Source organism: Pantoea sp. ANP04 (assembly GCF_041982285.1).
In the GTDB taxonomy this organism is placed as follows: domain Bacteria; phylum Pseudomonadota; class Gammaproteobacteria; order Enterobacterales; family Enterobacteriaceae; genus Pantoea; species Pantoea eucalypti.
Genome location: NZ_JAUTYS010000009.1, coordinates 193077 through 209786 on the forward strand (window position 1 = coordinate 193077; position 16710 = coordinate 209786).

The following is a 16710-nucleotide window of genomic DNA, read 5'->3' on the forward strand; positions in this document are numbered from 1 at the left end:
TCTGTAATCCCATTTGACGAATTGGTCAGTTCCGATTCATGCTTAAGCATAAACCTTCCATCAAGGGGAAGGTCAAGGGGATGCAAATGAACATCAGCGATGTGGCGAAAAAGACCGGGCTGACCAGCAAGGCGATTCGCTTTTACGAAGAGAAAGGCGTGGTGACACCGCCGTTGCGCAGTGAAAATGGTTACCGCACGTATAGCGGTCATCACATTGACGAGCTAAACCTGTTACGTCAGGCGCGTCAGGTGGGGTTCACGCTGGATGAGTGTCGTGAGCTGGTGGCGTTTTTCAATAATCCCTCGCGCCACAGTGCTGATGTCAAAGCCCGCACGCTGCAGAAAGCTGATGAAATCGCGGCCCACATTGAAGAATTGCATACCATGCGCGCACGCCTGCTGGCGCTGGCGGACGCCTGTCCCGGCGATGACAGTGCCGAGTGTCCCATCATCAATAATCTGGCCGGATGCTGCGGTCAGCGTGGCTGAATACGCAGTGTGATGCCCTCAACACCCACCACGACCACCGCTGTGCCCGCAGGCAGATCCCGATCTGCCTCAACACGCCAGCTGCTGTCCCCGATGCGCACATGGCCGGTGCGGTTGTGCAGGGCGGTATCCAGTGTAAGCTGCAACCCGATCATCTGGCTGCCGCGCTGGTTCAGAGCGTTGGGTTTTTGATGCGCCTCGCGGTGGCGCATCCAGCGATACCACAAAAAAACACACACCAGCGTCATCGCGGCAAACAGGGAGCCCTGTGCCGTCCAGCTCACTGGCATAAACCATTCAATGAGGCCGACAATAACCGCCGCCAGACCGCTCCACAGCAGATAACCGCTGGTGCCCAGCATCTCAGCCGCCAGCAGTAATCCACCCAGCGTCAGCCAGAACCAGTGCGGGTGCGCGATAATGTCGGCCAGCATCAGCGTTTCGACTCAGTGCGTGAGTCCTTCAGCAGTTCACCGATGCCTGCAATTGAACCCAGCAGACTGCTTGCCTCCAGCGGCATCATGACGACTTTGCTGTTATTCCCCTCACCGATTTTTTGCAGCGCATCGGTGTATTTTTGTGCCACGAAGTAGTTGATCGCCTGAATATCGCCTGCTGCGATCGCTTCAGAGACCATTTTCGTGGCGTTAGCTTCTGCCTCAGCCTGACGCTCACGCGCCTCTGCCTGAAGGAATGCCGACGTACGTTCACCTTCGGCTTTAAGGATTTGCGACTGCTTTTCCCCTTCAGCGCGCAGGATTGCCGCCTGCCGTACACCTTCGGCTGTGAGAATGTCGGCGCGTTTGGTTCGCTCCGCTTTCATCTGCGCATTCATCGCGCCAATCAGTTCCTGCGGCGGACGCACGTCACGAATCTCGATGCGGGTGATCTTAACGCCCCACGGATTCGTCGCTTCATCCACGATGTGCAGCAGGCGGGTGTTGATGCTGTCGCGCTGTGACAGCATTTCGTCCAGCTCCATACTGCCAAGAACAGTACGCATGTTGGTCATGGTGAGGTTCAGGATAGCCTGCTCAAGATTGCTGACTTCATAGGCGGCACGCGCAGGGTCAACGACCTGAATAAAGCAGACGGCGTCGATGGTGACGTTGGCGTTGTCTTTAGAAATGATCTCCTGCGAGGGAATATCCAGTACCTGTTCCATCATGTTGATCTTACGACCGACACGATCCATGAACGGCACTACCAGGCTTAATCCTGGCTGCAGGGTGCGGGTATAACGGCCAAAGCGCTCGACCGTCCATTGAAAACCTTGTGGCACGATTTTAACGGTCGCCCAGACCGCTACCAGTGCCAGGATAATCAGGGCAGGAATAACAGTAATCATACAACCTCCGCATTGTCAGATTAACGGGCCGAGTCGCTTCGGCCCGTGGTACTGCTGTTTAATACAGCAGGGAGTAGAGCTGGCGACGATAGCGCGCAGCCAGTGCATCGCCGGTTCCCAGCGCGGCCAGAATTTCCTGTAGCATTTTACGCGCCTGGCCATCAGCGGCATTAAGATCAGATTTCAGGAAACTGAACAGCAGTTCCAGTGCTTCTTCATTACGACCCACCTGATGCAGCTGTAACGAGAGTTTAGCAGCCAGTCCGGCGTTAGTCGGGTCCGCTTCCAGCTCGGATTGCAGCTGCTGAATCTCCGGCGTATCCGCAGCCTGTTTCAGCAGATCGATCTGTGCCATCAGGCTCTGATAACGGGTATCCTGGTCCTGCAGCGGCACCACTTTCAGCACTGCCTCCGCTTCATCGCTGCGGTTCAGGGTAATCAGCACCTCCGCCAGCAGGAAACCAATTTCGCTGGACTGGTTGCTCAACTGCCACGCATCTTTTAACAGTGGCAGCGCCTCCAGCGGTTTCTCTTCCTGCATCAGCGCCATCGCCTGTTGCGCTTTCAGCTCTTCTTCGCGCGGCAGCACTTTTTTCAGCAGGGCGCGGATCGCTTCTTCTGGCTGTGGTCCCTGGAAGCCGTCGACCGGCTGGCCATCCTGGAACAGGTAGACGGTCGGAATTGAACGCAGACCAAACTGCGAGGCCACCCGTTGCTCTTTGTCACAATCCAGCTTTGCGAGGATAAACTGACCCGCGTACTCCTGGGCAAGACGCTCCAGCACCGGCGTCAGCTCCAGACAGTGCTGGCTGCGCTCAGACCAGAAGTAGAACAGCACCGGCAGCTGCATCGACTGCTCAAGGGTCTGCTGCAGGTTAGATTCGTTGATGTCGATGATAGAAGCTTGTGGTGACATGGATAAGTCTCTTTGCAAAAAGTGTTCTAAGAATATGGGGCCAACTGGCCCGGCTTCAAGCGCTATTACGCAGGCCTGATTAATGGCTGCGCAAAATGCGATCCAGCATCCAGCCAGGCAGTAACCGTTTCAACAGGCTCATTACGTGTGCGACCAGTGTCACCGGGTAGCGTAAACGTGGATGTTTACTCTCGAGTGCGTGACGAAGTTTAGGCAGAATGGCTTCCGGTGGCAGGGTGAAGCGTGCCGCGATGCCGGGGTTACGCACCGGATTATGCTGTTCGCCCTGCGTCACATTATCGGTAAAGCGCGTCTCAATCGGTCCCGGTTCTATCAGACTGACCCGAATGCCACTGCTGCGCACTTCCAGCCGCAGTGCATCGCTCCAGGCTTCCAGTGCATATTTACTGGCAGCGTACGCGCCCCGGCCTGGCGTGGAGATCAGTCCCAGCACCGAACTGGTATTCACAATGCGGCCATCGCCGCTGGCTTGTAACGCAGGTAACAGCCGCAGCGTTAATTGATGTACACCGAAAAAGTTGCTGGAAAACTGCTGTTCAAGTTGCTGACGGGAGAGGGTACGAAGCGGTCCATAGAGGCCAAACCCGGCGTTGTTAAACAGCGCATCCAGACGGTTATCGCATAACGCGAGTATCGCATCTGCTGCCTGATCCACGCTCTGCGGATCGTCCAGATCGAGCTGTAGCCCGGTAAAACCCAGCGTGTTCATACGCGCGACATCGTCGGCTTTGCGGCAGGCGGCGATCACCCGGTAACCTCGCGCCAGTAAATCGTGGGCGGCGACCAGGCCAATGCCGCTTGAACAACCTGTAATCAGAATAGTTTTTTGCATTTATTTACCCTATTTGCGCATCCTGGCGCGTTACGGCTGCTTAACTAAGGGGGCCAGTTCTTTTGCCATTAACGCAGAGATAAACGGCTGAGCATCAGGATTCGGATGAATACCATCCTGCTGCATCCATTCGGGTTTCAGATAGACCTGCTCCATAAAAAAGGGCACCAGAGGGATGGCATGCTGCTGTGCGAGCTCCGGATAGATGCCGCTGAACGCCTCGGTGTAGCGGCGGCCATAGTTGGCGGGCAGACGGATCTGCATCAGCAAGGGTTTCGCATTAGCGGCTTTGACATCGTCGATCACTTTACTCAGATTCTGTGCGATAGCGTCGGGCGGGAAACCGCGCAGACCATCGTTACCGCCCAGTTCGATTAACACCCATTGCGGCTTATGCTGTTTTAATAGCGCAGGCAGGCGCGCCAGTCCCTGGGCAGCAGTATCACCGCTGATGCTGGCGTTGACCACTTTCGGTTTCTGCTGCCACTGCTTATCAAGCAGGCTGGGCCAGGCCGCAGTGGCAGACATGCGATAGCCCGCACTCAGGCTGTCGCCCAGCACCATCAGGGTATCTGCAGCAGCAAGACGGGATACCAGCAGAAGAATCAATAACAGGAAGGGATAATGCCAGCGGAAAACATTGTTGAAGTTCATCATCTTACTAAGTCCGTCGGTCAGGGAGAGCATCAGTTAACCATCCTCACCGGAGTTGAGTTGGTTGTCAAACCAGCCGAGACCATTGCGCTGATTGGCGAGTCGGGTTCCGGCAAGTCTACCCTGCTGGGCATTCTGGCCGGGCTGGACGATGGCAGCAGCGGTGAAGTGCATCTGCTGGGTCAGCCGCTGCACCAGATGAATGAAGAGCAGCGTGCAGCAATGCGTGCCCGGCAGGTTGGTTTTGTGTTTCAGTCATTTATGCTGGTACCGACTCTGAATGCGCAGGAAAACGTTCAACTGCCATCACTGTTGCGCGGCGACAGCGATCGCCAGAGCCGCGAACAGGCGCGTGAACTGTTGACGCTACTCGGGCTGGGTGAGCGTCTGCATCATCTGCCCGCCCAGCTGTCCGGCGGCGAACAGCAGCGGGTCGCGCTGGCCCGCGCCTTCAGCGGTCGTCCGGGCCTGCTGTTTGCCGATGAGCCCACCGGCAATCTCGATCGTAAAACGGGTGACCGTATTGCCGACCTGCTGTTTTCTCTTAATCGCGACTTCGCCACCACGCTGATTCTGGTGACGCATGATGAACAGCTGGCGGCGCGTTGCGACCGTCGATTGCGGCTGCGTGACGGAAAATTGTGGGAGGAGCAATGATCTGGCGCTGGTTCTGGCGCGAGTGGCGCTCCCCCTCACTGCTGATCGTCTGGCTGGCTCTGACGCTGGCGGTAGCCTGTGTACTGGCGCTGGGCTCAATCAGCGATCGCATGGAAAAAGGGCTGAATCAGCAGAGTCGTGATTTTATGGCGGGTGACCGCACGCTGCGTAGCACTGAAGCTGCCCCGGAAGCCTGGCTGGAAAAAGCGAAGGAAAACGGCCTGACGGTCAGTTCTCAACTGACTTTCATGACCATGACCTTTGCCGGGCAGTCGCCACAACTCGCCTCAGTCAAAGCGGTCGATGATCGCTATCCGATGTTTGGCACCTTACAGACGCAACCTCCGGGGCTGAGACCGCAGGCAGGCACCGCGCTGGCAGCACCGCGCCTGATGGCGCTGCTCAATCTGAAAGTGGGCGATACGCTGGAAGTGGGAGACACCCAGCTGCGCATCAGCGGCGAGGTAATTCAGGAGCCGGATGGCGGCTTTAACCCGTTTGAGATGGCGCCACGTCTGCTGATTAACCTGGCAGATGCGGCGAAAACCGGTGCAATTCAGCCGGGCAGCCGCATCACCTGGCGCTATAAATTCTCTGGTAATCCTGACCAGCTGACCAGCTATGACCGCTGGATTGAGCCGCAGCTGAAGGCGGATCAGCGCTGGATCAGCGTTGAGAACACGGAAGATGCGCTGGGCCGTTCGATGCAGCGCGCGCAACAATTCCTGCTGCTCTCGGCCTTGCTGACGCTGATGCTGGCGATTGCAGCCGTGGCGGTCGCCATGAGTCACTACTGCCGCAGCCGCTACGATCTGGTGGCGGTGCTGAAAACCCTGGGTGCGACGCACGGCGCGTTGCAGCGCTTAATCATCGGTCAGTGGCTGGCGGTGCTGCTGCTGGCGGCGATTGCCGGTGGCCTGGTGGGGCAGGGTGTGGAAGCGATCCTGATGGCGATGCTGAAACCGGTATTGCCTGCCAGCTTACCGGCAGCCAGCGTCTGGCCATGGATCTGGGCAGTGGGTTCATTGTTTGTAATTTCGCTGCTGGTGGGACTGCGTCCCTATCGTCTGCTGCTGGCAACCCAGCCGCTGCGGGTGCTGCGGCGCGATGCGGTGGCAAATCTCTGGCCGCTGAAGTTCTATATTCCGGTAATGATCGTGGTGGTCGTGACGCTGTTAGCGCTGCTGGTCGGCGGCAGTAAAATGCTCTGGGCGCTGCTGGCGGGTGTGGTGGTGCTGGCAGGATTACTGGCGTTACTCGGCTGGGGAACTCTGCTTCTATTGCGTCGGCTGGTGGTGCGCAATCTGGCATTGCGACTGGCGATCAACCGGCTGCTGCGCCAGCCCGGCATGACGCTGAGCCAGCTCGCCGCTTTTTCACTGTCGTTTATGCTGCTGGCGCTGATGCTGGTAATGCGTGGCGATCTGCTGGATCGCTGGCAGCAGCAGTTACCGGCGGATAGCCCGAACTTCTTCCTGTTGAACATGACGGCCGATCAGGTGCCGCAGGTGCGTGACTTCCTGCAGTCGCATCAGATCGCGCCCGGGACCTTTTACCCGATTGCGCGAGTACGGCTTAGTGAACTCAATGGCAAACCGGCCGATCCGAAGCTGGATAACGCCCTGAACCGTGAGCTCAACCTGACGGAACTGGCCGATCGCCCGGATCACAATCCGCTGGTGGCAGGCAACTGGCCACCAAAAGCGGGTGAAGTGTCGATGGAAGTGGAACTGGCGGATCGGCTGGGGCTGAAGCTCGGCGATACCCTGACGTTCGACGGCGATACGCAGACGTTCAGCGCACGTATTACCAGCCTGCGTAAAGTGGACTGGGAAAGCCTGAAGCCGAACTTCTTCTTTATCTTCCCGCCGGGGGCGCTCGACAGCCAGCCGCAGACCTGGCTCACCAGCTTCCGCATGGAGGCGAATCCGGTTCTGCTGGCGCAGCTGAATCGTGCTTTTCCGGCGCTGAGTCTGCTGGATATCGGCAGCATCATGCAGCAGATCGGTCAGGTACTGACGCAGGTCAGCCGGGCGCTGGAGATCATGGTGGTACTGGTCACTGCCTGCGGTGTGTTACTGCTGCTGGCGCAGATTCAGGTCGGAATGCGGCAACGCAGGCAGGAGCTGGTGGTCTACCGCACGCTGGGTGCGGGCAAAAGACTGCTACGCACCACGCTGTGGTGTGAGTTTGCCCTGCTCGGCGTCGTCTCGGGCGTGGCGGCCGCGATGGGAGCAGAAGCGGCGCTATGGGGATTACAGACAAAGATTTTCGATTTCCCGTGGCAGCCTGACTGGACATTATGGCTGGCACTGCCGTTATGCGGCGCGTTGCTGTTATCGCTGTGCGGTGGCTGGCTTGGGATTCGGTTACTGAAAGGGAAGGCGTTGTTCAGGAAGTTTGATGCGGCATAAGGCAGGGCTGACTAAGGCGGCATGAGGCCGCCTTTAACCTTTATCCGGAACGCCCCAAGAACCCGCAAGCGGGTAACGGGAAACTACAGCTTTTCAACGGCCCAGGCGATGCCGCTGGCGTACTCTTCCGGGAGCAGGGGCACCAGCGCATTGAGTGCTGTTTTGAGCCGCCCGGCATCGCTGTCGGTCAGATTCAGATGACCCACTTTACGGCCCGGTCGCACCTCTTTGTCGTACCAGTGCAGATGCACCAGCGGCTGCTGCAGCCAGCTGAGATTCACATCGGTGCCGATCAGATTAACCATTACCGACGGCGCAAATACCATTGGCTGTGGCAATGCCAGACCAAGAATGGCGCGCAGATGCAGCTCAAACTGGCTGATCGACGCACCGTTCTGCGTCCAGTGACCACTGTTGTGCACGCGGGGCGCCAGCTCATTAATCAGCAGCCCATCAGGCGTAACGAAACACTCCATTGCCATTACGCCAACGTAATTCAGTGCCTGCATAATGGCGCTGAGCATCGATTCAGCCTGCTGCTGCTGAGCCTGGTCTGCCTGCGGAAACGCTACACTGGTGCGCAGAATGCCATCCTGATGCAGGTTATGCGTCAGCGGATAGAATACAACGGTGCCATCGTGACCGCGTGCGCCCACCAGTGAGACTTCACCGGAAAAGTTGATGCCCTGCTCAACGATACATTCGCCGTAACACGCTTCGGGTAGCTGATGCGTCTCATCAGCACGCAGACGCCACTGACCTCGCCCGTCGTAACCGCCGGTGCGGCTTTTCACGATGGCCAGTTCGCCCAGCGAGTCAAACACTGCCGGCCATTCGCTTTTATCGGCCAGCAACTGCCATGGCGCGGTGGCAAGCCCCAGCTGGTCCAGCAGCTGTTTCTGCGTCAGACGATCGGCCAGACGCGGAAAAATATCACGGTTAACAAAGGCCGGATGGCTCGCCAGTTCGCGCGTCAGCGCGGTCTCCGGCCAGCGTTCGATTTCGGCGGTGATCACACTGTCAGCGATGGGCAGGGAAGCAGGATCCGCCTCCAGACCCACCGGATAGACCGCGATCCCCAACGGTTCACCTGCCTGACGCAGCATACGACCCAGCTGGCCGTTGCCCAGTACGCAAACCGGCTTCATGCATCCACCCGCGGATCAGGATGGTTCAGCACCTCATCGGTCTGACTCTGACGCCAGGTCGTCAGGCGTGACGCCAGCCCACTGTCATGCAGCGCCAGAATCTGTGCGGCCAGCAGCGCGGCATTGGCTGCGCCTGCTTTGCCAATCGCCAGCGTTCCGACCGGAATGCCGCGCGGCATCTGCACAATTGAATAGAGGCTATCCACGCCGCTTAGTGCAGCGCTCTGCACCGGTACACCCAGCACTGGCACCAGAGTTTTTGCCGCCAGCATACCTGGCAGATGTGCTGCGCCACCTGCGCCAGCAATAATCACCTGAAAACCGTTATCGGCTGCCGTTTCGGCAAAGCTGAACAGTTTATCCGGGGTACGGTGCGCAGAGACTACTTCAACATGAAAAGGGACGTCCAGGCTGGTGAGGATCTCAGCGGCGAACTGCATGGTGGCCCAGTCACTTCTGGAACCCATAACAATGGCGATGCGGGCCGGGGCGTTGGATGACATGCGGTCAACTCCTGTGAATAGACAAACAGACCTGGCCGGGCGGACAGGTTTTGAAGGGCACCGAGAATAGCATGAGAAGCACGCAAGGAAAACGGTTGCGTCCCGCTAACGTCCGCGAATTAACCGCAGATTAGAAGTCGAAATCGATGAGCTGAATGCCGCTGGCGTCGAGCTGAATCATGGAACCCCGGCTGTGCCAGGCACCCAGCACCGCGCGTTCCGCCGTTTCACCCTGCAGGTTCAGCGTATGAATGGCGGGGCGATGGGTATGACCGTGGATCAACAGCGGCACCTGCTGGCGCAGCATAGCGGCAGTGACTGCCTCCTGGTTTACATCCATGATGGTCTGGGATTTGTGCTGGTTTGCCTGTTTACTGTCGGCGCGCATCCGGGCCGCAATGCGTTTGCGGATCCTCAACGGCAGCGCCAGGAACAGTCGCTGGATCCACGGATTGTGCACTTTGGCACGAAAGCGCAGATAACCCGCATCGTCGGTGCAGAGCGTATCACCGTGCATGATGAGCAGCCGATGGCCGTAGAGCGTCAGTACCTGCTCTTCCGGCAGCAGCGTCATGCCGCTTGCGCGCGCAAAGCGTCGGCCAATCAGGAAATCCCGATTGCCATGGATGAAGAAGACCGGAACCGGGAGGGCGCGCAGGGCGCGGGCAATCTGCTGATGCAGAGGATTGGGATCGTCGTCACCAATCCAGGCTTCGAACAGATCGCCGAGAATATAGAGCGCGTCGCAGTGGGGCGCTTCGCGCTGTAAAAAATGCAGAAAACCGGCGGTAATCGCCGGTTCTTCCTGACACAGATGGAGATCTGCGATAAACAGCGTGCGCGACATTACTCGCTGACGGTCACTTTCTGGATAACGACGTCATCTTTTGGCACATCCTGATGCATGCCGCTGCGGCCAGTAGAGACTGCTTTGATTTTCTCGACCACATCCATGCCTTCAACCACTTCAGCGAACACGCAGTAGCCCCAGCCCTGAACGCTTTCGTCACGGAAGTTCAGGAAGTCGTTGTCAGCTACGTTGATGAAGAACTGTGCGGTGGCAGAGTGCGGCGCAGAAGTACGTGCCATTGCCAGCGTACCTTTGGTGTTTTTCAGACCGTTGTTCGCTTCATTCTGAATTTCGGCTTTGGTTTCTTTCTGCTTCATGCCCGGCTCGAAGCCGCCGCCCTGAATCATAAAGCCGTTGATTACGCGGTGGAAAATGGTGTTGTCGTAAAAACCTTCACGGCAGTAATCCAGGAAGTTCTGTACGGTTGCCGGCGCTTTATCATCGAAAGTTTTGATTACGATATCGCCATGGTTCGTCTGGAAAGTTACCATTTTTGTCGTCCTGTAAAGGTTGTCATCAGTTGCTGAGGTCGCGGTGTCGATTGGCGTACCCCTTTTTGTCGACCGTTCTTATATCATAATTTCCAATGACGCGTCAGCAGCACGGCGCAGTTGGCTTGCTTTGCGTCGCGCGAGCGATAAAAATACGGCACAATGTCTGGATACTTAAAAGTGCCAACCACACGCGAAAACGGAACCGTTCAATGCTTAAGATTTATAACACCCTGAGTCGACAGAAAGAGGAATTCAAACCCATTCATGCCGGTAAAATCGGGATGTATGTTTGCGGCATCACGGTGTATGACCTCTGTCACATTGGTCATGGGCGGACGTTCGTGGCATTTGACGTCGTGGCGCGCTACCTGCGTTACCTCGGTTATCAGCTTAATTATGTCCGTAACATCACTGACATTGATGACAAAATCATCAAACGCGCCAACGAAAACGGCGAGAGTATCGAAACCCTGACCAATCGCATGATCGGCGAGATGCACAATGACTTCGCTGCGCTGGGGATCCTGCCGCCCGATGAGGAGCCGCGCGCGACCCGTCACATCGCTGAGATTATCGAGCTGGTGGAAAAGCTGATTGCTCGCGGTCACGCCTATGTAGCGGACAATGGCGACGTGATGTTCGATGTGCTCAGCGACACCGATTACGGCGCGCTGTCGCGTCAGGATCTGGAGCAACTGCAGGCGGGCGCACGCGTTGAAGTGGCCGATGTGAAGCGCAACCCGATGGATTTCGTGTTGTGGAAAATGTCCAAAGCGGATGAGCCAGCCTGGTCATCGCCGTGGGGCAACGGGCGTCCTGGCTGGCACATTGAGTGTTCTGCGATGAACTGCAAACAGCTGGGTACGCATTTTGATATCCACGGCGGCGGTTCAGACCTGATGTTCCCGCACCATGAAAACGAAATCGCTCAGTCGAGCTGCGCCCATGACGGCCCTTACGTCAATTACTGGATGCACTCCGGCATGGTGATGGTTGACCGCGAGAAGATGTCCAAATCACTCGGCAACTTCTTTACCGTGCGTGACGTGCTGCAACATTATGATGCGGAAACAGTGCGTTACTTCCTGATGTCCGGTCACTATCGCAGCCAGCTTAATTACGGCGAAGATAACCTGAATCAGGCGCGTGCGGCGCTGGAGCGTCTCTACACGGCGCTGCGCCACACCGACAGCAGCGTGCCTGCAAGCGGCGGCGACGCGTTTGAAGCGCGTTTCCGCAGCGCGATGGATGATGATTTCAACACCCCGGAAGCCTACTCGGTGCTGTTCGACATGGCGCGTGAAGTCAACCGTCTGAAAAGTGAAGATGGTGCTTCAGCACATGCGCTGGCGTCTAAACTGCGCGAAATGGCTAACGTGCTGGGTATCCTGCAGCAGGATCCTGAGCTGTTCCTGCAAAGCGGCGCGCAGGTGAATGACGAAGAAGTTGCCGAGATTGAGCATTGGGTGAAGGCTCGTGCCGATGCACGCGCTGCCAAAGCCTGGGCAGAAGCAGATATCGCGCGTGACAAACTTAACGCGCTGGGTGTCATCGTCGAAGATGGGCCACAAGGGTCCAGCTGGCGTCGAAAATAAACCGGAGAGGGCGAGCAATCGCCCTTTTTTATTATGGCGATTGAACAGATTCAGATCCGCGGCTTCCGCTCAATACGCAACCTGACGCTATCGCTTCAGCAGCTGAATGTGGTGAGCGGTCCCAACGGCTGCGGTAAATCCAACCTCTATAAAGCGGTGCGGTTGCTGCATGAGGCTGCCAGCGGTCGTCTGGCGCTGGCGCTGGCTGAAGAAGGCGGCATCCAGAAAGCGATGTGGGCCGGTGGTTTACGCCGGGGCGATCGCCGACACGATCCAAAGCGACTGGAGCTGGCGGTGGTGATGGATGATATGGATTACCAGCTGGAGATTGGTTTTCCCGAGCCACTGTCGACCAGCCTGTTCAATCTGGATCCGCTGTTGAAGCAGGAGCGGCTCTGGCTCAGCGGCCAGCGACGTCGTCCTTCTGCCTGCATCATGCAGCGCGAAAACCAGACCGCCTTTCTGCACAACGTTGAAGGTGAGCGCGTCGCCTATCCGGCAGTATTGCATCCGGAGGAGTCGCTGTTTGGTCAGCTTGGCGAACCCCATCTTTATCCGGAGCTTTCGCAACTGCGTGAACGTCTGCAGCAGTGGCGCTTCTACCACGAGTTCGCGGTCTGGCCCGGCTCACCGATTCGTGCGCCGCAGATTGGCGTGCGTGCGCCGGTGCTCGCTCACGATGGCCGCAATCTGGCGGCGGCCTGGGCGACCATCGTGGAGCGTGGTCATTCAGAACTGTTGTTTGAGGTTATGGCGCAGGCGTTTCCCGACTGCCAGTTTGACGTCGAGGTGCAGAACGGCCGTTTTCAGATGCTGATGTCCCGTCATGGCATTCTGCGTCCGCTGGAGAGCGCGGAGTTTTCTGATGGCACGCTGCGGTTTCTTTGTCTGGTTGTGGCGCTGCTCAGCCCGCGTCCACCCGCCTTTATGGCACTGAATGAACCGGAAAACAGTCTGCATGAGGATTTGTTGCCTGCGCTGGCGCGGTTAATCGCCGAAGCCAGCGAGTACAGTCAGCTCTGGATCACCAGCCATTCACCCCGACTTGCAACGCTGATTGCGCAGCATACGGCGGTGAATCATATTGCACTGGAGCAACGGGAAGGGGAGACGCGTGTGAAGGAGGATGAACCGCTCTAATAGCGTCCCCGCAGGGACGCTCCGGAATTACTCGACCACAGTGATGCGGAAACCGGCAAATTCCACGGTCTGACCGGCTACGATCTTGCAGCGCTTACGGGTTTCAACCGCGCCATTCACTTTCACTTCACCCTCGGCAATCACGACTTTCGCCTGTGCACCGCTCTGAACCCAGCCTTCCAGCTTTAACAGGTCACACAGATCGACATGCGGGAATTTACCCAGTGAAAAACTTGTCATTTAAAAAACCTCTTTATCATGAAACTCTTCGCACGCCTGCAGCGTGTTTTGAATCAATGTTGCTACTGTCATTGGACCCACACCGCCCGGCACCGGAGTAATGTAAGATGCGCGCGCTGATGCGCTGTCATAGTCAACGTCGCCTACGACTTTGCCGCTCTCCAGACGGTTAATGCCCACGTCGATAACTATGGCACCGGGTTTGATCCAGTCGCCCGGAATAAAGCCTGGCTTGCCCACAGCAACGACCAGCAGATCGGCGTGCTCAATGTGATGACGCAGATCTTTGGTAAAGCGATGGGTAACCGTTGTCGTACAGCCCGCGAGCAAGAGCTCCATGCTCATCGGACGACCAACGATGTTGGATGCCCCGACCACCACAGCGTTCAGGCCATAAGTGTCAATGTTGTAGCGCTCCAGCAGCGTGACGATACCGCGTGGCGTGCAGGGACGCAGGGTTGGTGCACGCTGACACAGGCGGCCGACGTTATAAGGGTGGAACCCATCGACATCTTTGTCAGGCGTAATCCGCTCCAGCACTTTCACGTTATCGATGCCCGCTGGCAGCGGCAGCTGTACCAGAATGCCATCGATTTCATCATCCTGATTGAGCTTATCGATCAGCTCCAGCAGCTCAGCCTCGCGGGTGGTGGCAGGCAGATCGTAAGAGCGGGAGTGGAAACCAACCTCTTCACAGGCGCGGCGTTTGCTGGCCACATAGATCTGCGAAGCCGGATTTTCACCCACCAGAACCACTGCCAGACCTGGGGCACGTTTTCCGGCCGCCAGACGCTGCTTCACTTTTTCCGCAACCTCAACGCGCACCTGCTGCGCAATCGTTTTACCGTCAATAATTTTTGCTGCCATCAGAGAGGAAATCCACTGTGTTGTGTTGAATCGGGGAAGGGCGCTATTTTGTCAGAAGCGTGGGCTGCTGTCAGTTACAGTTTCAGCCGTGTATGCGCTTTCCGATGTTTTCGTCGCGACGATGCCAGCCTGCATGCGTATGATATCTGCAGGACAATCCGGGGACGATGTAATGATTTGGATAATGCTTGCGACTCTGGCGGTGGTATTTGTTGCTGGATTTCAGCTGCTCACCGCGGGCTCACGCCACGCCGCCCAGCGGCTCAGCAAACGACTGCAGCTGCCACCGGTACAGGTGGAATCAATGATCTCTATGATGGGAAAAGAGGCCGCGAAAGAGTTTACCGACTATCTCAGCCACGATAATGAAACGCATCTGCATAATGGCGCAGCGGTACTGCTGATCTGGCAGGTGTTGATTGTTGATGGCAGCGAGGAGAACAGCCAGCGCTGGCATACGATTCTCAGTCGCGCCGGTTTTTCACCGCTTATCAGCCGCCAGCAGCTGCTACTCGCGCTGGGCTTTCTGCGCCAGCTGGAACCGGACAGTCAGGAACTGCACGCACTTCGTGAGCAATACAACGCGCGCTTCACATCACAAGGGATTGAGCTGGAAGGAGAATTGACCGGTAGCAGTAAACTCGTGTCGCTCAGCGAATGGCGCAGTCGTCACTGACGCCAATTGGTTATTCCCGCAGCACTTCGCTGCGGGGAAACGGCAAAAACGTTGACGTACCCGCTTCCCGACGTATAATCCGTGCCATCTCCATGCGCCCTTAGCTCAGTTGGATAGAGCACCGGCCTTCTAAGCCGTAGGTCACAGGTTCGAATCCTGTAGGGCGTACCAAATTCTCTCCTATTTTTTGCATACTGAGACTCTTTTTTCTCTATTGTCAGTTTGATACCTCAACATTTTACTCTTATTTATGTTTAAAAAACGAATTGCCCGCATTACTCGCATGGCTGTTTGGATAGGTTAGTATTTTTCTGTGCTTACGATCTGCTTATTGTGCATGCTGTTTTTTGCATATAGCATTTTAATATCATGCGCAATTGCATGGATATGATGTTCAGGCAGAGCCTTCTGAGGTGAGGAAACGTTGATACCAGTGCTGGCCAGGTAAGCAGGTTGGTTAGCATGTGTCTCGTTCACTGTGCTATATTTCGCACGTATCGCAACGTTATTCAGGATGAATCAGATGAACGAATTTGAGCAAGAACTCTATAATAACGGCTTCTCTGCTAAAGATATCGGTAAGCTCAAGAGCATCATTAAAAAAGACGAATCAAAAAAAGATACACTACAAAGCCTCGTTATTGATTTGAGTAAACGCTTCTGGGGCGGTGTCATTGCTCTTGTTATTTTGCTACTGATTGGACTGGATGGCATTTTCAATGCGGATGCTTCCAATGCCATTCCATATATTATTGTTCTGACGTTTGCATTTCTTGTGGTCTATTTTGTGACTCCTCTGAACCTCTCCTGGAAAGCTAACAGGTTTATCAGAAAAACCAGAGGTTAGTTTTGTGCAGGGCTATTTTGCATTTGGTATAGGTTCAAACCTACTCCAGCCCCCTTATAGGCTGCTCCAGCGCCTTTTAAGGCAAGTGCTGGTTTACTCATAACCTGAACCTTGCGGTAATAGTCTGTTGGCAGATATTTGTATAGCCGCCATGCTTCTGGCTTTAAAGTCAGTTTGAAAATGCCATAGTATGATGTTGTCAAATCAACTACCTGATAGGCTAACAAGCCGAGTCGCTTATCAAAACCAAAAAAATCTGCAACATCTTCATATTTATCTCTTATTGGGTTCGATGGGTGAGGCACACCGCTGAGTTTTCCTATGCTCTCAATCCCTGATCCCACTCCATTCATCACCAGGGTCGAACCCGCTACAACACCTAAAATATTACCTGTAGTGACAGAACCTACAATCAGACCGACACCAGCCACGATTTGCAAGCCACTTAACACCACGCCGATCCCATTGATGACATATCCAATGACCTTTTCATGGTCATGATAAAACTGCACGGAAGACGATACGACAGCTTCACCGGTCCTAAGCATTCTGTCCTGAATCTTGAGATGCTGACTTTCCTGCTTAAGATTCTGAATGCACTCCTGACACTGATCGTCAGAATTTGAAGTACGAATGGTATGGATCTGTAAACGAGCGAACTCGCGCACCTCATCCTGGAATTTCAGTTTTACAAGAGCATCCTTGAGGTGAAATTGAGAAAGTGAAGTAGCTATGTTAACTAAATGATTAGCTTCAAGATTTGCCATCGTCAGAAAGTAGTTTGAGAGTCTTTTTGTGTCCCAGTAGTTGTCCATAACAGTACCTCTGTAAAAACGTGGTCTCACTAAACGTGATTTTCAGATCCTAAAATAGCTGGAGTTGTATGGGATCACAAATTGAGGTGTGCAAGTTTTGCAATGCTGAGCAATTTATCGATGATTGACCTGCTGACCTGCTGACCTGCTGACCTGCTGACCTGCTGACCTGCTGACCTGCTGACCTGCTGACCTGCTGACC

General features: G+C 55.8%; 19 protein-coding genes and 1 tRNA gene. 8 read left to right on the forward strand and 12 right to left on the reverse strand.

Annotated elements, in window-relative coordinates; genetic code table 11:
- Positions 1 to 86 precede the first annotated feature (86 nt).
- Positions 87 to 491, forward strand: a complete 405-nt coding sequence (cueR, locus tag Q7C21_RS14015) for a Cu(I)-responsive transcriptional regulator (RefSeq protein WP_003849426.1) — start codon at positions 87 to 89, stop codon at positions 489 to 491.
- Here the strand turns inward: cueR and Q7C21_RS14020 are convergent.
- The 5 genes from Q7C21_RS14020 to tesA form a co-directional block, all read right to left on the reverse strand.
- Positions 479 to 925 carry an NfeD family protein gene (locus Q7C21_RS14020; protein ID WP_003849428.1) on the reverse strand — a complete coding sequence of 149 codons (447 nt, stop codon included), beginning with the start codon at positions 923 to 925 and terminating at the stop codon, positions 479 to 481. The genes cueR and Q7C21_RS14020 overlap by 13 nt on opposite strands.
- The gene (locus tag Q7C21_RS14025; RefSeq protein WP_003849430.1) at positions 925 to 1839 is read right to left on the reverse strand and encodes an SPFH domain-containing protein; all 915 of its coding nucleotides are present in this window, start codon (positions 1837 to 1839) and stop codon (positions 925 to 927) included. Before Q7C21_RS14025 ends, Q7C21_RS14020 begins: the two co-directional genes overlap by 1 nt.
- 58 nt (positions 1840 to 1897) lie before the next feature.
- Positions 1898 to 2755, reverse strand: coding sequence for a co-chaperone YbbN (locus Q7C21_RS14030; protein ID WP_375150800.1), 858 nt, complete (start codon positions 2753 to 2755; stop codon positions 1898 to 1900).
- Between the two features lie 79 nt (positions 2756 to 2834).
- Entirely contained in the window at positions 2835 to 3608 is a 774-nt protein-coding gene (locus Q7C21_RS14035; RefSeq protein WP_003849434.1) for an SDR family oxidoreductase, read from the reverse strand.
- A gap of 30 nt (positions 3609 to 3638) precedes the next feature.
- Positions 3639 to 4265, reverse strand: a complete 627-nt coding sequence (gene tesA, locus Q7C21_RS14040; RefSeq protein ID WP_181162210.1) for a multifunctional acyl-CoA thioesterase I/protease I/lysophospholipase L1 — start codon at positions 4263 to 4265, stop codon at positions 3639 to 3641.
- Here tesA and ybbA point away from each other — a divergent pair.
- Both ybbA and ybbP read left to right on the forward strand, forming a co-directional pair.
- Entirely contained in the window at positions 4233 to 4919 is a 687-nt protein-coding gene (gene ybbA / locus Q7C21_RS14045; RefSeq protein ID WP_375150801.1) for a putative ABC transporter ATP-binding protein YbbA, read from the forward strand. The genes tesA and ybbA overlap by 33 nt on opposite strands.
- Entirely contained in the window at positions 4916 to 7333 is a 2418-nt protein-coding gene (gene ybbP / locus Q7C21_RS14050; protein ID WP_375150802.1) for a putative ABC transporter permease subunit YbbP, read from the forward strand. Before ybbA ends, ybbP begins: the two co-directional genes overlap by 4 nt.
- An 83-nt stretch (positions 7334 to 7416) precedes the next feature.
- Here ybbP and purK read toward each other — a convergent pair whose 3' ends face one another.
- The 4 genes from purK to ppiB all read right to left on the reverse strand — a co-directional run bounded on the left by purK (position 7417) and on the right by ppiB (position 10325).
- Positions 7417 to 8481: a 5-(carboxyamino)imidazole ribonucleotide synthase gene (gene purK, locus Q7C21_RS14055; RefSeq protein WP_008924927.1), complete on the reverse strand. Its 1065-nt coding sequence runs from the start codon at positions 8479 to 8481 to the stop codon at positions 7417 to 7419.
- Entirely contained in the window at positions 8478 to 8984 is a 507-nt protein-coding gene (purE, locus tag Q7C21_RS14060) for a 5-(carboxyamino)imidazole ribonucleotide mutase (protein ID WP_003849444.1), read from the reverse strand. The genes purK and purE overlap by 4 nt, the downstream gene beginning before the upstream one ends.
- A gap of 130 nt (positions 8985 to 9114) precedes the next feature.
- On the reverse strand, positions 9115 to 9831 hold the full coding sequence (gene lpxH, locus Q7C21_RS14065) for a UDP-2,3-diacylglucosamine diphosphatase (RefSeq protein ID WP_003849446.1): 717 nt from the start codon (positions 9829 to 9831) through the stop codon (positions 9115 to 9117).
- A complete protein-coding gene (ppiB, locus tag Q7C21_RS14070) occupies positions 9831 to 10325 on the reverse strand; it encodes a peptidylprolyl isomerase B (protein ID WP_003849447.1) in 495 nt (164 codons plus the stop codon). The genes lpxH and ppiB overlap by 1 nt, the downstream gene beginning before the upstream one ends.
- A 212-nt stretch (positions 10326 to 10537) precedes the next feature.
- Between ppiB and cysS the strand changes: the two genes are divergently transcribed.
- Complete coding sequence (cysS, locus tag Q7C21_RS14075; RefSeq protein WP_008924928.1) at positions 10538 to 11923, forward strand: cysteine--tRNA ligase; 1386 nt, start codon at positions 10538 to 10540, stop codon at positions 11921 to 11923.
- A gap of 33 nt (positions 11924 to 11956) precedes the next feature.
- A complete protein-coding gene (locus Q7C21_RS14080) occupies positions 11957 to 13063 on the forward strand; it encodes an AAA family ATPase (protein ID WP_008924929.1) in 1107 nt (368 codons plus the stop codon).
- Between the two features lie 27 nt (positions 13064 to 13090).
- On the opposite strand, the gene ybcJ is transcribed toward Q7C21_RS14080, so the two are convergent.
- The gene (gene ybcJ / locus Q7C21_RS14085) at positions 13091 to 13303 is read right to left on the reverse strand and encodes a ribosome-associated protein YbcJ (protein WP_003849455.1); all 213 of its coding nucleotides are present in this window, start codon (positions 13301 to 13303) and stop codon (positions 13091 to 13093) included.
- The gene (gene folD / locus Q7C21_RS14090) at positions 13304 to 14170 is read right to left on the reverse strand and encodes a bifunctional methylenetetrahydrofolate dehydrogenase/methenyltetrahydrofolate cyclohydrolase FolD (RefSeq protein WP_003849457.1); all 867 of its coding nucleotides are present in this window, start codon (positions 14168 to 14170) and stop codon (positions 13304 to 13306) included.
- A 172-nt stretch (positions 14171 to 14342) separates the two neighbouring features.
- On the opposite strand from folD, the gene Q7C21_RS14095 reads away from it, so the two are divergent.
- The 3 genes from Q7C21_RS14095 to Q7C21_RS14105 all read left to right on the forward strand — a co-directional run bounded on the left by Q7C21_RS14095 (position 14343) and on the right by Q7C21_RS14105 (position 15693).
- Positions 14343 to 14846 carry a DUF1198 family protein gene (locus Q7C21_RS14095; RefSeq protein ID WP_008924930.1) on the forward strand — a complete coding sequence of 168 codons (504 nt, stop codon included), beginning with the start codon at positions 14343 to 14345 and terminating at the stop codon, positions 14844 to 14846.
- A gap of 94 nt (positions 14847 to 14940) precedes the next feature.
- Positions 14941 to 15017, forward strand: a tRNA-Arg gene (locus Q7C21_RS14100).
- A 352-nt stretch (positions 15018 to 15369) separates the two neighbouring features.
- Entirely contained in the window at positions 15370 to 15693 is a 324-nt protein-coding gene (locus tag Q7C21_RS14105) for a hypothetical protein (protein WP_008924965.1), read from the forward strand.
- On the opposite strand, the gene Q7C21_RS14110 is transcribed toward Q7C21_RS14105, so the two are convergent.
- Complete coding sequence (locus tag Q7C21_RS14110) at positions 15690 to 16508, reverse strand: DUF4225 domain-containing protein (RefSeq protein ID WP_008924966.1); 819 nt, start codon at positions 16506 to 16508, stop codon at positions 15690 to 15692. The two genes, Q7C21_RS14105 and Q7C21_RS14110, sit on opposite strands and share 4 nt — an antisense overlap.
- Positions 16509 to 16710 lie beyond the last annotated feature (202 nt).

Bases quoted from the DNA above. Each gene is read 5' to 3' on its own strand.
- cueR (WP_003849426.1), top strand. From the start codon at position 87: ATGAACATCAGCGATGTGGCGAAAAAGACCGGGCTGACCAGCAAGGCG.
- Q7C21_RS14020 (WP_003849428.1), bottom strand. From the start codon at position 925: ATGCTGGCCGACATTATCGCGCACCCGCACTGGTTCTGGCTGACGCTG.
- Q7C21_RS14025 (WP_003849430.1), bottom strand. From the start codon at position 1,839: ATGATTACTGTTATTCCTGCCCTGATTATCCTGGCACTGGTAGCGGTC.
- Q7C21_RS14030 (WP_375150800.1), bottom strand. From the start codon at position 2,755: ATGTCACCACAAGCTTCTATCATCGACATCAACGAATCTAACCTGCAG.
- Q7C21_RS14035 (WP_003849434.1), bottom strand. From the start codon at position 3,608: ATGCAAAAAACTATTCTGATTACAGGTTGTTCAAGCGGCATTGGCCTG.
- ybbA (WP_375150801.1), top strand. From the start codon at position 4,233: ATGCCAGCGGAAAACATTGTTGAAGTTCATCATCTTACTAAGTCCGTC.
- tesA (WP_181162210.1), bottom strand. From the start codon at position 4,265: ATGATGAACTTCAACAATGTTTTCCGCTGGCATTATCCCTTCCTGTTA.
- ybbP (WP_375150802.1), top strand. From the start codon at position 4,916: ATGATCTGGCGCTGGTTCTGGCGCGAGTGGCGCTCCCCCTCACTGCTG.
- purK (WP_008924927.1), bottom strand. From the start codon at position 8,481: ATGAAGCCGGTTTGCGTACTGGGCAACGGCCAGCTGGGTCGTATGCTG.
- purE (WP_003849444.1), bottom strand. From the start codon at position 8,984: ATGTCATCCAACGCCCCGGCCCGCATCGCCATTGTTATGGGTTCCAGA.
- lpxH (WP_003849446.1), bottom strand. From the start codon at position 9,831: ATGTCGCGCACGCTGTTTATCGCAGATCTCCATCTGTGTCAGGAAGAA.
- ppiB (WP_003849447.1), bottom strand. From the start codon at position 10,325: ATGGTAACTTTCCAGACGAACCATGGCGATATCGTAATCAAAACTTTC.
- cysS (WP_008924928.1), top strand. From the start codon at position 10,538: ATGCTTAAGATTTATAACACCCTGAGTCGACAGAAAGAGGAATTCAAA.
- Q7C21_RS14080 (WP_008924929.1), top strand. From the start codon at position 11,957: ATGGCGATTGAACAGATTCAGATCCGCGGCTTCCGCTCAATACGCAAC.
- ybcJ (WP_003849455.1), bottom strand. From the start codon at position 13,303: ATGACAAGTTTTTCACTGGGTAAATTCCCGCATGTCGATCTGTGTGAC.
- folD (WP_003849457.1), bottom strand. From the start codon at position 14,170: ATGGCAGCAAAAATTATTGACGGTAAAACGATTGCGCAGCAGGTGCGC.
- Q7C21_RS14095 (WP_008924930.1), top strand. From the start codon at position 14,343: ATGATTTGGATAATGCTTGCGACTCTGGCGGTGGTATTTGTTGCTGGA.
- Q7C21_RS14105 (WP_008924965.1), top strand. From the start codon at position 15,370: ATGAACGAATTTGAGCAAGAACTCTATAATAACGGCTTCTCTGCTAAA.
- Q7C21_RS14110 (WP_008924966.1), bottom strand. From the start codon at position 16,508: ATGGACAACTACTGGGACACAAAAAGACTCTCAAACTACTTTCTGACG.